The following is a 14,955-nucleotide window of genomic DNA, read 5'->3' as shown; positions in this document are numbered from 1 at the left end:
CCTTCCCCTGGTGGACGTCTGGCGCGATCAGCGGGCGAGTCTCAGCCGCGCCGGCTGGGCCAGCACCAGGCCGCCGCGGTCGAGCTCGTAGGTCGTCGGCCGTTCGCCGCCGCTGATCCGCAGCCGATGCTCACTGACCAGCTGGTAGGCCGACCTGGCCGGCTCCACGACCAGCGACGGGGTGAGCACGCGGATCGTCGGCGCGACCTTGGACGGCTCGCCGGCGGCGAGGTGCAAGTGGCGCAGTGCCCAGGTCACGAAGATCGGTGAGTCGGCCAGTCGCAGTACGCGGGCGCCGGTGAGTCGATCGGGGTCGTCGATACCGGGCAGCGGCGCCGGGTGGCCGCTGTGCGCCGCTGATCGTCCGAAATCACCGGATTCCGCGGTACGGCAGGACCAGCCGCCGTCCTGGTCGCGGCTCATCCGCAGCTCCCGGCTCCAGTCCGCGCCTGCGCAGGTCACTGTGAGCGCGCTGACCGCGTAGCCGGTGTCGATCTCGGCGTGGAAGCGAGTGGTGTGGGGCAGCACGCCCGCGACCACGGAACATCCGGTTACTGTGCGCGGCTCCGTCCCGGACTGGAAGACGAGCTCTGTGCCGACAATGTCGGTGCGCTGCCACACCAGCGGCCCGTACGGGCCACGGTCTCCGCCGGTGAGCACGGGTCCTGGCGTGTGAGTGATCCGGGCCGAGTCGATGCTCATGATCATTACCTTTCGGCGTGCGTGACAACCGCGGACTCCCGCCACCGGGATCATCAACGCTTCGGCGCAGTGGTATCCGACGTTGTCGGGCTGTCATCGCGGCGGCGGCGCCCGCGCGTCAGCCCTGCGACGATTCCCTCGACCATCTGTTCCAGATAGTTGAAATCCGGTACCGCGACCGCCTCGGCGCGGGCATGCAAGTTCTCCGAGGTCACGGTGTCGTCGATGCGAGCCACATGGTGTTCACCGGTGGCGTCCATGTGTCCTCCTCTTTTCTGCCTGTCGCACTCCTCTTGACGTGCACTAGACCATCTTTGCACTATGCAAGTGTTCCGGCCAGTGCTGTCGCAGTGAGATATCAGCGCCGCGCGTCACGGGCCGGCGAGCTCAGGTGTCCGCGGGCGTCGCTTCGTAGTCGTCCGTGTCGTCGCGGTGTGCGGCCCAGCCGAGCCACCAGTCCTTCTCGCCGATCTCCCCGGCCGCTTCGGCGAACGCGGTGAGCGCTTGAGTCACGGCCGGCTGCCACAGGTCTGCGGTGGCGGCGACGAGCTGCTCCAGATCGGCGCGACGGCGGGTGAGGACCTGCTCGACGACGTCGTGCCCCGCCGGGGTGAGCCGGACCCGTACGACCCGGCGGTCCGCCGTCGAGCGCAGGCGCCGGACCAGGCCCTTACGGATCAGGCGGTCGAGCATGCGGGTGCCGGTGGACGGGTTGACCTGCAGTTCCTCCGCGATGTCGATACTGCGCTGCGGGCCGCGTACGGCCAGCACAACCAGAGCACGGAACTGAGGCAGGGTGACCTCGCCCTCAACGGCGGCGAGGGAGCGCGCGGTCAGCCCGACGAACGCGCGGCTGGCCAGCATCAACGCCTGCACGGCAGCCTCGCCGGCCTCTGAGGAAATTCTTTGCATAGGGTCATCATTGCATTGCGCGCGTCGATCGATACGAGCAGTTGATCTCTGCCCGCGGACCGGATCGACTCGGCTGCGATCGGACAATCGTTCGCCGGAGGCGGGCGCGCTGACCGAGGCACGCGGCACCCGGGCCGATATCGTCCCGCCTCCCCGGCGTCATCCACTGCCGGGGAAGGGCATCCGGAGGCTCCCCGGGTCCGGGTCCGAGTCCGGCTCGGAGGAGCCGGGCAGGGGCTCGTCCGGCGAATCCGTAGGCGGCGTGGTCGTCGGCACGCAGATGGTGGGCGGAGTGGTCGTGGGCGGAGTGGTCGTAGGCGGAGTGGTCGTAGGCGGAGTGGTCGTGGGTGGGGTGGTCGTGGGCGGGCAGGTCTGCGGGCAGGCCGGCGGCGTGGTGGTCGGCGGAGTGGTGGTCGGCGGGCAGGTCTGCGGGCAGGCCGGTGGAGTGGTCGGCGGCGGACAGGACTGCGGGCACGTCGGCGTCTCTGGTTCGGTGCCGCCCTCCCGCACGTGCAGAACGCTGTTCGCCCTCTGACCGTCCGTGCAGCGCAGAGCCAGCTGGTAGTCACCCTCCTCGGCGTCGAGCGGCACCCGGAAAGTGGCGACGAGGAAGCCCCCCGCCGGGTTCAGCGTGACCGGCCCGGCCAGCGAGGAGAAGACCTGCGCCGACGTCGCGGGGTCGTCACCGCAGGAACCGCGCAAGCCCACCTCGTCGCCGGCCGCAGCGGTGGCCGGGCTGCTCTCGATGAAAGGCACGGCGGCTTGCCGGGCCGGTGGCCCGGCCGCTCCGCCGCTCGCCGCCGAGGCGAACACCGCCGCACCGGACAGCGCGAGCGGCACGGCGAGGGAGAGTACTTTCCGGTACGACGGCCGAGGCCGTGCGCGACGGTGCCGTCCCGACGGGCGGGCCGGAGCGGTGCTGGCGCGATGTCGAGCTGTCATGGTGTTCTGACCTCACTCGTGCGTTAGCGTCCGGATGGCGTTCAACAGCGCGGCCGGTGAGATGTCGGCGACCGGGACCTCGACCGGCTGCAGGAGGACGAACATCGCCCGGTCCGGGGCGACACAAAGCACCTTGACGTCGGGGTACTCCGCCAGGAGGTGACTGACGATCCCCGGTGGCTCACCGTTGCCCTCGGCGCCGAGGATCACGACGTCCGCATGGGCGGCGCCGGTGGCCAGCAGCGTGTCGAGCGGCCGGTCCGCCGTACCGACGGCTTCACAGTCACCAGCCGCCGATATGGCCTCCTGCAACGCCACCCGCAGCGGCGGTGGTACGGCGAGGAACACCCGGATCGCCATGAGGACCGGCCTTTGCCTGTTGCTGTTGCCGACAGCGTAGGGCGGGCCACGCGGGGCGCGAATGAACCGCGGGATCTATGTTGGATACCGGCCGGGGTCTACAACCTCGCCGGCTCCGGGAAGCTCCGGCGGTACCGCTCGGCCGCGTCGGCACGCCGGTGCACCTGATATTTCTCCAGGATGTGATGCACGTGGTTCTTGGCGGTACGCAGCTCGATGGAGAGCCGCCGGGCGATCTGTTTGTTGGACAACCCCTGCTCGATGAGTTCGAGCACCTCCCGCTCGCGCGGCGTGAGCCGGGCCGCCGGCGCCGCCGACCGCCTGTTCACGGTCAGCCGGCCGACGTGACGCAGCAGGGTCGCCGCGACGCTCGGTGAGTAGCGGGTCTCGCCCCGGGCGACGCTCTCCAGTAGCGCGAGCAGGTCGATCAGCGGCTGCTCCCGGAAGAGGAACCCGGCGGCGCCCGCCTCGGCGCAGGCGATGATCTCCTCTTCGGCCTCGGTCACCGCGAGTGCGATCACCGGCACCGCAGCGCCGAGCCGCCGCAGGATCGGCAGGCTCCCGCGCGTCGCCATATTCAGGATCACAACGGATGGCCGGGCCACCGCGGCCAGGTGCCGCAGTGCGGCGACACTGTCGGCGGCCGTCAGCACGGCCGCGATGGCGGGCTCGCGCCCCAGGCACTCGGCCAGTGCGGTCCGGTGCACCGCGACGTCGTCGACCACGAGCACGCGCATGGCGCCACCCCCGGGATTTGCTGAAGCGGATTTGAAGCTATCGGTACGCGGAGCCGCACCACGGTGCTCTGTCCACGATTCGACACCGGTCTGTATCCCGCCCTCTGCCGCCTGACCTGCGGTCTCACCGGCGATCCGGCGTTGCTCGAGTGCCTGGACCCAGACCCGGTGGATATCCCTTACAGACACCGGGATTCATTTCCCGGGTCGGTCCGGAACCCTAGCGTCGCAAGGCATGAACGCCCGCAAGCGACTATGGCCGCTTCTGGCTCTGCTGCTCGTCCCGGCGCCGGCCGTCGCCCGGGCCGATGCCCCGCGGGCCGGCGTCGTCGGCGTCTGGAGCGCAACCGGCTCGATGCACACCGCCCGCTGGGCGGCGGTGCTCACCCGGCTCGACGACGGTTCGATCCTGGCGGCGGGCGGCATCGCCGACGACGCCGCGACCGCGACCGCAAGCGCCGAGATCTACCACCCGGAGACCGGCACCTGGACACCCACCGGCTCGATGGCCGATGCCCGGGGCGGCCAGATCGCGGTGCCGCTGCCGCACGGCAAGGTGCTCGTGCTCGGCGGATGGAACGGCGACCAGCCGGTCCGCAGCGCCGAGATCTACGACGCCCGGCTCGGCGTCTGGACCGCCACCGCGCCCATGCTGTGCCCGCGCGAGTCCGCGGCGGCCGTCCTGATCGCCGGCAAGGTCCTGGTGACCGGCGGATACGACCGGCCGGCCGGCGCCGCGCTGGCGACCTCCGAGATCTACGACCCGGAGACCGGCCGGTGGTCACCCGGGCCACCGATGAGCACGCCCCGGTACCTGCACCACGCCACCGTGCTCCCGGACGGACGGGTGCTGGTCGCGGGTGGCGTGAACACCGACCACCAGGACGGCCTGGCCGGTACCGAGGTCTACGACCCGGCGGCCGGCTCCTGGACGGCGTCCGGTGCGATGACCACGCCGCGGGACCACGACGACGCCTGTTGCCACCAGGAGGCGGTCCTGCCCGACGCCGGCGTGCTGGCGATCGGTGGCTGGCACGAGGGCACCCTCGCCTCCGCCGACCGATACGACCCGGCGAGTGGCACCTGGTCACCCGCCTCCGCGATGACGGCGCCCCGCGGCGGTGGGCACACCGCCTCGGTCCTGCGCGGCGGCATCGTCGTGGTGGCCGGGGGTTACGACGACGACGGCCCGGCCGCCTCCGCCGAGGCCTACCGGTCGGACACCGGCACGTGGACGGCGCTCGGCCCGATGGCCCACCACCGGGCGAACCACGCCGCGACGGGCCTGGCACCGGACCGGTTCCTGGTCGCCGGTGGCCTGGGCGCGGACGGCCAGCCGCTGGCGACCGCGGAAATCTTCCAACTCTGCGCGGGTCGGTGAGGTCATGCGGACGCGAGGGGCACACCGCGGACGCCGGCGGTGGCCGGCGGTGCTGGCGCTGCTGGTCGTCGCCGCCGGAACGCACGTCGTCACACCCGCCGGCGGCGCGGCGAGCGCCGCCGCCGGTTCGACGACCTACGCGCACGACTCCGACGGGCGGCTGACCGCGGTCTTCGACCCGACCGGCGCGGGCCGCCGATACGTCTACGACGGCGCCGGCAACCTCACGTCCGTCGTCGCCATGCCCGCCGCAACGCTGGCCGTCGCGGAGGTCTCCGTGCGCAGCGCCCGCCGCGGCGCGACCGTCGACATCTACGGCACCCACTTCACCAGCACCGCCGTGGTGGGCTTCAACGGCACACCGGCGACCCCGACCCTGGTCGAGGCCAACCGGCTGCGGGTGACCGTGCCGGCCACGGCGACGGCCGGCCCGCTGGTCGTCACGCAGGACGGCGAGTCCGCTCCCGGCGGCCAGTTCAGCGTGGACCTCACCGGCCCACCGGCGATCACCGCCGTCACACCAGCGATCGTGGATCCGGGCACCAGCCTGACCGTCACCGGCACCGGGTTCAGCACGACACCGGCCGACAACACGGTCTACCTGGGCGGGACCCAGGCCGTGGTGACCGCGGCCACCACCACCTCGCTGACCGTGCAGGCACCCCCGTTCCGGCCGGCCGGGCCGCTCACCGTACGGACCACCACGGGTGCCGGTACGTCGCCCGGGCCGGTGACGGTCGCGCCGTTCCCGTTCCTGGCCGCGGACGTCGGGTGGACCGGGGCGCTGCCGATCGGCCAGGCCACCACGGTGACGACAGCCGTCGGGAAGGTCGCCGCCGGTTTCGTCCCGGTCACCGCCGGCGCGCCTTTCGCGGTCTCGGTGACCCAGGAGAACTTCGGCGACTGCGCCGACGTACGGGTCTTCGCGCCCGGTGAACGGCCGGTCTGGCGGTCGTCCTGTGCGCAGGCCGGGGACACGTCACCGCCGCTGACGTCGCCGACGGCGGCGGACTACGTCGTCGTGGTCAACCCGCAGGGGCAGGCCGGGTCGCTGACGATCAAGCCGGTGCCGGTCGACGCCGACGTGGTGGTGCCGGTCGAGGTGGACGGCGATCCGGCCGAACTCGACCTCGCCGCCGGCCGTGGCGGCATCGTGACCTTCTCCGCCACCGCCGGCCAGCGGATCACCGCCTCCGTCGACAGTCCCGCGTCGGGCTGCCCGGCGGTACACCTGGAAACCCCCACCGGCGCCTCGCTGGGCGACGCGAGCTGCGGTGTCATCCGACCGGTCACGCTGCCTGTACGCGGCACCTACCGGCTCGTCGTGGCGGCCGACGACCAGGCACGGAAGCTGGCGGCCACGGTCCACGGGATCCCGGACGACGCTGTCACCACGGCGACGGTGGACGGGCCGGCGGTATCGGTCACCACTACTGTCGCCGGGCAGCGCGCCGCCTTCGGGTTCGCCGCCGCCGCCGGCAGCACCGTGCAGCTCGACGTCAGCGCCGCACTGGACGGCGACTGCCCCACCGTCGTCCTGCGCGATCCCGGCGGTTATCCGATGCCGGTCTCTGCCACCACCGCGGACGGCCCGGTGTGCACGGTCAGCCTGGACCGGATGCGGCTGCCCGCCGTGGGCCGGTACCTGATCCTGGCCGATCCGGGCCACAGCGAGGCCGCCGGCGTCGTCACGGCCACGGTCCGCAGCGTGCCACCCGACGTCGCGGTGACCGCCACGGTGGACGGCCCGGCGCAGACCATCAGCACCGCACCCGGCCAGAACGCCGACGTCGCCTTCACCGCGACGGCACAGCAGCGACTGATCGTACGGGCGACGCCGGGCTGGACCGGCCCGTGCCCGCTGGCTCTGACCCTGGTCGACGACGACGGCGACACGATGCAGGCCTCGCGATGCGCCGAGGACTCCGGGTTCCTGGAGTACACCCCGCCCGTGTCCGGCCAGTACCACCTGCGGCTGGACCCGGCCGGTGCGGCCACCGGCGACACCGTGGTCACCATCGCCTCGGCCCCGGCCGACGTGACCGCGACCGCCGCCGTCGACGGCTCGGCCGTCATTCTGACCACTACCGCCGGCCAGAACGCCACGGTCGGCTTCCCGGGCAACGCCGGCGACAAAGTGTTCGTGGCAATCCACGAGCAGTACCCGGAGAGCTCGTGCACGACCGCGGTGCTGCACCAGCCGGACACCACCTCGATCGGATACGGCACCTGCCGGTACCCGGACTCGTTCATCGACACCGCCACGCTGCCCGCGGCCGGTACGCAGCTGATCACGCTCGACCCTGACGGTGTGGCGGCCGGCACGATCACGGTGACCGTGACCTCGGTGCCGCCGGACGCGACCGCGGCCGCCACCGTCTCCGGTGCCCCGGTCACGGTGACGACCACCAAGCCGGGCCAGGACGCGGCGGTGACCTTCTCCGGAACGGCCGGACAGGACCTGCGCTTCACCGCGACCGCCACGACGCTGACCGGGTACACCTCGCTGCGCCTCGTCGACCCGGCCGGGCAGACGGTCACCAGCACCGTCGTCGACGACACCACCACCGACTGGGACGCGTCACTGCCGGCGACCGGGACGTACCGCGTCCTCGTGGATCCGGACGGCGCCGCCACCGGCGGTCTCACCCTGACCGTCGCCCCCGCTCCGCCGGCCCTCGCACCACGAAGCCTCCGCGCCGCCGGGCCGGAGGCGGAGGCGGGCACCGGCGTCGTGGTGACCCCTCCGGTGGCCGCCACCAGCCTGACCGGGCAGATCCTGGACGCCGGCGAAGAGCCGCTCAGCGGGGTCACGGTGACCGTCGAGAACACCTCGGCGCGCACTGGCGCGGACGGCCGGTTCAATCTCGTCGGCCTGCCCGCCGGCACCCGGGCGCTGGTCATCGACGGGCGGACGGTGGCCGGCCCGGAGCGGTACGGCACCTACCGCACCCCGGTACGGCTGCGGCCGGGCCGGGTGAACCAGCTGGGTTTCACCTCCTATCTCACCCCACTGGACACGGTGCACGAGATCTCCGTCCGGATGCCGCTGGCCGCTCCGGTCGTGCTGACCAACCCGCGCATCCCCGGCCTCGCCGTACACCTGCCGGAGGGCACCACGGTGTACGACGCCGACGGTCTCCCGGTCACCCGGCTCGGCATCACACCGCTCCCCCTGGACCGCACCCCGGTTCCGCTCCCCCGGGGCGTCCAGGTGCCGGTCTTCTACACGATCCAGCCCGCCGGCGGTTCGATCACCGGACCGGGTGCCCAGATCTTCTACCCCAACTTCCGGCACCAGCGGCCCGGCACCCGGGTCAACTTCTGGCACTACGACGCCGAGCCGGACGATCTCGACGGCTGGCAGACGTACGGGCACGGCACCGTCTCCGCCGACGCGAGCCAGGTCGTCCCGGATCGAGCGGCCTTCGTCCACGACTTCGACGGCGCGATGATCAACATCGGGAACCAGCCGCCCGCCGATGACGCCCCGACGCCCTGCTCGCTCGGCCAGTGCGGCGACCCGGTCGATCTGTCGACCGGCCTGTTCACCTTCGACCGGACCGATCTCGCGTTGCCGGACACGCTGCCGCTGCAGGTGCTCCGCGCCTACAACTCCGGCGACCGGAAGGACCGGGCCTTCGGGGTCGGCGGCAACGACCTGTTCAGCGGATTCCTGTCCTCGGACACCGACGAGCTGACCACGATAGGCAACTACGCCGACGCGGAGATGAATCTGACCGACGGCAGCCAGATCCGATTCGCTCGGATCAGTCCCGGCACCGGCTTCGCGGACGCGGTCTTCCTCGCCGACGCCACTCCGGGCCCGTTCTACCACGCCGTGCTCGCCTGGAACGGGGACGGCTGGAACCTGGCGGCCCCGGACGGCACCGTCTACGTGCACGGCGACCACATGCCGCTGCAGGAGATCCGGGACCGGCACGGCAACACCATCACCGTGGTCCGCGAGTTCACCGCCGACAGTGGCCGGGGCAGCGGCAACGTGGTCGCCGTCCGCAGCCCGAACGGCCGCTGGATCCACTACGAGTACGACGACGCGGACAAGCACGTGGTGGCCGCGCGGGACAGTGCGGGACGCACCGTGCGGTACGCGTACGGCCCGGACGGCCGACTGTCGGCGGTGACCGATCCGCTCGGCCGGGTCACCACGTACACCTACGACGGCGATGGTCGGATGCGGACCATCACCGATCCGCGCGGCGGTACCCGGCTGACCAACACCTACGACGACGCGGGCCGGGTCGTCGCCCAGACGCTGGCCGACGGCGGGACGTGGCGGATCGCCTACACGCTGACCGGGGCCCGGGTCGCCGCCGCCACGGTGACCGATCCGGTTGGCGCGGTTCAGCGCTACGGCTACGACGACGCGGGCTACCTGATCCGGCTGGACGAGGCGGTGGGCACACCGCTGGCGCGCACCACGATCACGCACCGGCTCGACGGCAGTCACCTGCCCGACCGCGTCACCGACCCGCTCGGCCGGCTCACCAGCATCTCGTACGGCCCGGACGCGGAGATCCGCTCGGTCACGGCGGCCGACGGCACGGCGGCGGCCGAGACGACCACCATGACGTACGGGAAAGCGCCGCTGCCGCAACTGCCGGACGCGATGACCGGCCCGCTCGGCCGGACCACCCGCTTCACCTACGACGCCGACGGCGACCTGCTCACTCAGACCGATCCGATGCAGCGGGTCAACCGGATCGGCTACCTGCCGGACGGATCACCGGCGACCACCACGCCGCCGGGTCTCACCGCGACCGCGGTCACGTGGCGGGCCGGGCAGCTCGCCGGCTTCAAGGATCCGCTGGGCCGGGTGACGTCGTTCGATTTCGACAGCCGTGGCCAGCGGATCCAGACCACGCTGCCGGGCGGTGCCGCGTGGCGCGGCACCTTCGACGACGCCGGCCGCCCGGTGGCGACGGTCAGCCCGCTCGGGCGGACGACCGGCTACACCTTCGACGCCGGCGACAACCTGATGTCGGTGCGGGATCCGCTGGGACACGTCACGTCCTACACGGTCGACGCGATGGACCGGACGACGTCGCGCACCGATCCGCTCGGTCAGGTCAGTGCCACGGCGTACGACCGACTCAGCCGCCCGATCCTGCGCACCGACGCCCGCGGCGAGGTCACCGCCACCGACTACGATGCTCTCGGGCGGGTCGCGCAGGTCGGCTTCGGCCGCAGCGGAACCGCCGGCGCATACTGCTTCGAGTCGGTGCTGCAGTACACCCACGACGCCGGCGACCGGATCGTCAAGGTTGCCGACAGCACGCCCGGTGCGGGCACGGCGACCTTCGGCTATGACGCGTTCGACCGGGTCAACGGCGAGTCGACCGCCCAGGGCAGCGTCAGCTACACGTACGACGGAGCCGGCCGGCGGACCGGCATGACGATCTCCGGCCAGCCGGAGGTCACCTACGGCTGGGACGACAGCGACGCGCTGATCTCCGTCGAGCAGGGCGCTCAGCAGGCGACGTTCGGCTACGACCCGTCCGGGCGCCGAGACGGCGCCACCCTGCCCGGCGGTGTCACCGCGACCTACGGCTACGACGCGGCGTCCCAGCTGACCGGCGTGACCTACACCGCGGCCGGCGGCACCTCGTTGGCCACCGTCGACTATGACTTCGACCAGGTGGGCCGCCGCACCGGCAGCCGGAACACCCCGGCCACGACCTCGGCCGTGCTGCCGGACGCCCGGGGCGGCCTGCTCTACGACGCGGCGAACCGCCTGGTCGACGACGGCGGGACGGCACACACCTACGACGCGGCCGGCAACCTCACCGACGACGGCACCCACGCCTACCACTGGAACGCCCGCGGGCAGCTCTCCTCGGTGACCGGCGGCGGGACGACCACGGCGGTGACCTACGACCCGCTGGGCCGGCCGGCGACCCTCACCGCCGGAGCCGTGTCCGGCGGTTACCGCTACGACGGGGACAACGTCGCCGTCGAGCTCTCGTCGGCCGCGCCGAACGCGCCGCCCGCGGCCAGTTACCTGGCCGAGCCGGGCACCGACGATCCGCTCGCCCGTACCGACGGCTCCGGCGCCAAGGCGCTCCTGCGCGACGGTCTCGGCTCGGTCCTGGCGCTCGCCGGCACCCCCGCCACCTACGGTTACGAGCCGTTCGGCCGAGCGGCCCCGGCCGGCGCCGGTGCCGACGCCAACACGACGCGGTGGACCAGCCGGCCCTCCGGCGGGCTGCTTCCCGCCGGACTGCAGTTCAACCGGGCCCGCTGGTACAACGCCGACCAGCAGCGTTTCGTCAGCCCCGACCCGCGGGGCATGGCGGGCGGCGACACCAACCTCTACTCGTACGCCGGGAACAACCCGACCGACGTCGCGGACCCGTACGGCGAGAACCCGGCCATCCTTGGTGGCTGCCTGATCGGGGCCGCCTTCGACGTCCTCGGCACGCTGCTGCACAAGGGTCAGAAGACCACCTGGGGTGACGTCGGCAGATCGGCCCTGACCGGCTGCGTCACCGGCGCCGTGATCGCTGCGGTCCCGCTGGCGATCGAGGCCGTGCTGGAGTTGCGGGCCGGCGCCGCCGTGGCGGCCGGGCTGGCCGAGGCCGAGGGTGCCGCGCTCGTCGAGGAGGGCGTGTACGTGGTTCGCAGCGCCGACGGCATCTACGTCGGACAGTCCGGCCACATGTCCCGCCGGTTGGGACAGCACGTCGCCCGGGGCAAGTTCACCCAGGCCGAGGTCGAATGCGCGGAGCGGTTCTCGGTGCCAGGGGGCAAGACGCAACGAGAAATCGCCGAGCAGCTCAAACTCGACTCGTTCGGTGGCCGGGACGCCCCGGGTATCCTCAACGAGGTCAATCCCATCGGCGACGCCCGCCTGCACCTGATGCCGCCGGGGTACACCCGCCCATGACCCGCCCAGGTGAGACAGTGCCGGATTCGTTCGCGATCGAACCTGACCCGAGTGGCGACGTGCTGGTGGTCGCCGGCGGCTGGACCGCGGAGATCTCCGCGGTCCTGGCGTCCGGCCGGGTCCGCGGCCTGGTGCTCAACTACGCGCGCGGCTTCCGGGAGCGCGACCTCGAGATGCTGCGGCCCTGGCCGATAGAGCGGCTCGACGTGCTGGCCCGGACGCTCACCGACCTCACGCCGATCTACCGGCTGGCCGGGACGTTGCGCGAGCTCAGTGTGACCAGCTCGCCCCGGGCGGCGCTGGACTGCGCGCGGCTGCCGAACCTGACGTCGCTGATCGCCTCCGACTGGCCGCAGATCAGCGCGACCGTCGCGCGGGCGCAACGGCTCACCCATCTCGGCACCGGCGGATACGACGAGATCGACCTGCGGCCGCTGGACGGGCTGACCGGACTGACCTCCCTGCGCATCAAACAGGCTCCCGGCCTGGCCGCCCTCGGAGCGGCCCCCGGCACGCTGACCAGCCTGGAGATTTTCGCTGCGCCCGGGCTTCAGGACATCGAGGAGGTGGGCCGGCTGACGGCGCTGCGGCACCTCTGGTTCCGCGGCTGCGGCGGGATCACCGCGCTGGACGATCTGGCCACGTCGACCGGGCTGACGGAGCTGGCGGTGGCGAACTGCGGTCCGATCGCCTCCGCCGGCCCCCTCGGCGGGCTGACCGGACTGACCCGGCTCAACCTCAGCGAGTCGACCCGGATCACGGACGGTGACCTGCGGCCACTGCTAGGCCTGCACCACCTGCAAGACCTCCGGATGATGAACCGGCGGCATTACGTCCCACCGCTCGCCGCGGTGAAGGCAGCACTGGGGATCACGTGACCCGAGGGGGCCGGCTGACCGCGGTCACGGAGAGCCGTTCCCTCACGACCACCGCCCGATCACCGGAAGTTTCAGAAGTCACCGGTAGTTTCGGTCCACAGCCGTTTCGCGAACTGCAACATCGGTCAATGCGGGTCTGAACGACCCATCGCTACAGGTCAATGACCCGATCGCCCGCTTGCGCCGATATTGCCAGCAAGGAACCGCCCGATCGCGAATCTTGCACCCTCAGTGAGGCATTGACCGGTAGCCATCCGTCGAGTAGCGTTCGCCGAAAGTTGCCGCATTGTTTCGGAACTTTCGGAATTGTTACCGATCACTCTCGAAAGCTTCCGGGGCTCGTCCGCCCTCACGGAGACTTCGCGACGGCGGTCATCCCCTTGAGCCGACAGCGGCAACCGGTACGCACATCGAGCCTGTGCAGCAGATGGCCCCGCTGAGCACGAGGTCGCAAGGGAGAGTCATGGAACGCTTGAAGAGATCCAGCCGGTATCGGGTGATGCTGGCGTCCGCAACGGGTCTGCTGGTGGCAGCCGGCATGGCGGTTCTCGTGCCGGACGCGAACGCCGCGGAGAGCACCTTGGGTGCGGCGGCGGCGCAGTCGGGCCGCTATTTCGGTACGGCGATCGCCGCGAGCCGGCTCAGTAACTCGGCGTATGCGACGATCGCGGCGCGTGAGTTCAACATGATCACGGCTGAGAACGAGATGAAGCCGGACGCGACCGAGCCCAACCGGGGCCAGTTCAACTTCAGCGCCGGCGACCAGATCTACAACTGGGCGACCCAGCGTGGTCTGAAGGTGCGCGGCCACACCCTGGCGTGGCACGCGCAGCAGCCGGGTTTCTGGGGCAGCCTCAGTGGGAGCGGTCTGCGCCAGGCGATGATCGATCACATCAACGGCGTGATGGCGCATTACAAGGGCAAGCTGGCGTACTGGGATGTGGTGAACGAGGCGTTCGAGGAGAACGGCAGCCGGCGTAACTCGAACCTGCAGCAGACCGGTAACGACTGGATCGAGGCGGCGTTCCGGGCGGCGCGGGCCGCTGATCCGGGTGTGAAGCTGTGTTACAACGACTACAACATCGAGAACTGGTCGTACGGTAAGACGCAGGGTGTGTACAACATGATCCGGGATTTCAAGTCCCGGGGTGTGCCGATCGACTGTGTGGGTCTGCAGACGCATTTCACCGGTGGAAGTTCGTTGCCGGGTAATTTCCAGCAGACGTTGTCGAGCTTCGCGGCGCTGGATGTGGATGTGGCGTTGACCGAGGTGGACGTGACGAACTCGTCGACCTCGCAGTATCAGGGATTGACGCAGGCGTGTCTGAACGTGCCGCGCTGTGTGGGCATCACGGTATGGGGCGTGCGTGACAGTGACTCGTGGCGTTCGAACGAGAACCCGTTGCTGTTCGACGGTAACGGCAACAAGAAGGCCGCGTACACCTCGGTCCTGAACGCCCTGAACGCGGCCACCCCGACGCCGTCCGGCCCCACACCTTCCGCCTCCACGCCCGGCAGTCCCACGCCCAACCCGCCGGGCGGCGCCAACGAGATCAGGGGTACGCAGTCGGGCCGGTGCATCGACGTGCCGAACGCCTCGCAGAGCAACGGCACTCGCGTCGCCCTGTACGACTGCAACCGCCAGACCAACCAGCAGTGGACGTACACCTCCGACAAGCAACTGCGGGTGTACGGCACCATGTGCCTGGACGCCGCCGGCTCCGGCAACGGCTCGGCCGTGCAGATCTACAGCTGCCACGGACAGGGCAACCAGCAATGGAACGTCAACAGCAACGGCACCATCACGGGAGTCCAGTCCGGACGCTGCCTCGACGTCTGGGGCACCGGCAACGGCCAGCAGGTCCAGATCTACGACTGCAACGGCCAGGCCAACCAGACGTTCCAGCTCGTCTCCCTCGGCGGTGGCACCACCACCCCGACCCCGACCGTGACTCCGACCGTCTCGCCGTCGACGCCGGGCGGTACGTGCACGCTGCCGTCGAGCTACCGCTGGTCGTCGACCGGTGCGCTGGCCAGTCCGAAGAACGGCTGGACGTCGCTGAAGGACTTCACCAACGTCGTCTACAACGGCAAGCACCTGGTCTATGCGTCCAACGTGTCCAACGGCTCGTACGG

The 14,955-nt window shown here is 71.2% G+C and carries 10 protein-coding genes; 4 read left to right on the top strand and 6 right to left on the bottom strand.

Going from position 1 to position 14,955, the window contains the following annotated elements:
* Window positions 1-27: 27 nt before the first annotated feature.
* The 6 genes from AB0C12_RS32840 to AB0C12_RS32815 form a co-directional block, all read right to left on the bottom strand.
* Window positions 28-702: a putative glycolipid-binding domain-containing protein gene (locus AB0C12_RS32840; RefSeq protein WP_360553758.1), complete on the bottom strand. Its 675-nt coding sequence runs from the start codon at window positions 700-702 to the stop codon at window positions 28-30.
* 53 nt (window positions 703-755) lie between these two features.
* Window positions 756-962, bottom strand: coding sequence for a hypothetical protein (locus AB0C12_RS32835; RefSeq protein ID WP_360553757.1), 207 nt, complete (start codon window positions 960-962; stop codon window positions 756-758).
* Window positions 963-1,089: 127 nt separating this feature from the next.
* Window positions 1,090-1,614 carry a MarR family transcriptional regulator gene (locus AB0C12_RS32830; protein ID WP_360553756.1) on the bottom strand — a complete coding sequence of 175 codons (525 nt, stop codon included), beginning with the start codon at window positions 1,612-1,614 and terminating at the stop codon, window positions 1,090-1,092.
* A 159-nt stretch (window positions 1,615-1,773) separates the two neighbouring features.
* A complete protein-coding gene (locus tag AB0C12_RS32825) occupies window positions 1,774-2,454 on the bottom strand; it encodes a hypothetical protein (RefSeq protein WP_360553755.1) in 681 nt (226 codons plus the stop codon).
* A gap of 114 nt (window positions 2,455-2,568) precedes the next feature.
* On the bottom strand, window positions 2,569-2,916 hold the full coding sequence (locus AB0C12_RS32820; protein WP_360553754.1) for a hypothetical protein: 348 nt from the start codon (window positions 2,914-2,916) through the stop codon (window positions 2,569-2,571).
* Window positions 2,917-3,014: 98 nt separating this feature from the next.
* Entirely contained in the window at window positions 3,015-3,653 is a 639-nt protein-coding gene (locus AB0C12_RS32815) for a response regulator transcription factor (protein WP_360553753.1), read from the bottom strand.
* Between the two features lie 235 nt (window positions 3,654-3,888).
* Here AB0C12_RS32815 and AB0C12_RS32810 point away from each other — a divergent pair, with 235 nt between their 5' ends.
* From AB0C12_RS32810 to AB0C12_RS32795, 4 genes are all read left to right on the top strand, one after another.
* Window positions 3,889-5,034, top strand: a complete 1,146-nt coding sequence (locus AB0C12_RS32810; RefSeq protein ID WP_360553752.1) for a kelch repeat-containing protein — start codon at window positions 3,889-3,891, stop codon at window positions 5,032-5,034.
* 49 nt (window positions 5,035-5,083) lie between these two features.
* Complete coding sequence (locus AB0C12_RS32805; protein ID WP_360553751.1) at window positions 5,084-11,941, top strand: RHS repeat-associated core domain-containing protein; 6,858 nt, start codon at window positions 5,084-5,086, stop codon at window positions 11,939-11,941.
* Window positions 11,942-11,958: 17 nt separating this feature from the next.
* Complete coding sequence (locus AB0C12_RS32800) at window positions 11,959-12,819, top strand: hypothetical protein (RefSeq protein ID WP_360553750.1); 861 nt, start codon at window positions 11,959-11,961, stop codon at window positions 12,817-12,819.
* Window positions 12,820-13,282: 463 nt separating this feature from the next.
* Window positions 13,283-14,955, top strand: a 1,673-nt coding sequence (locus tag AB0C12_RS32795; protein WP_360553749.1) for a non-reducing end alpha-L-arabinofuranosidase family hydrolase, incomplete at its 3' end; no start/stop codon positions are given.

Source organism: Actinoplanes sp. NPDC048967 (genome assembly GCF_040649415.1).
Lineage (GTDB): Bacteria > Actinomycetota > Actinomycetes > Mycobacteriales > Micromonosporaceae > Actinoplanes.
The sequence above is the reverse complement of the archived record's forward strand: the minus strand, read 5'-3'. Positions and strand labels throughout refer to the sequence as shown.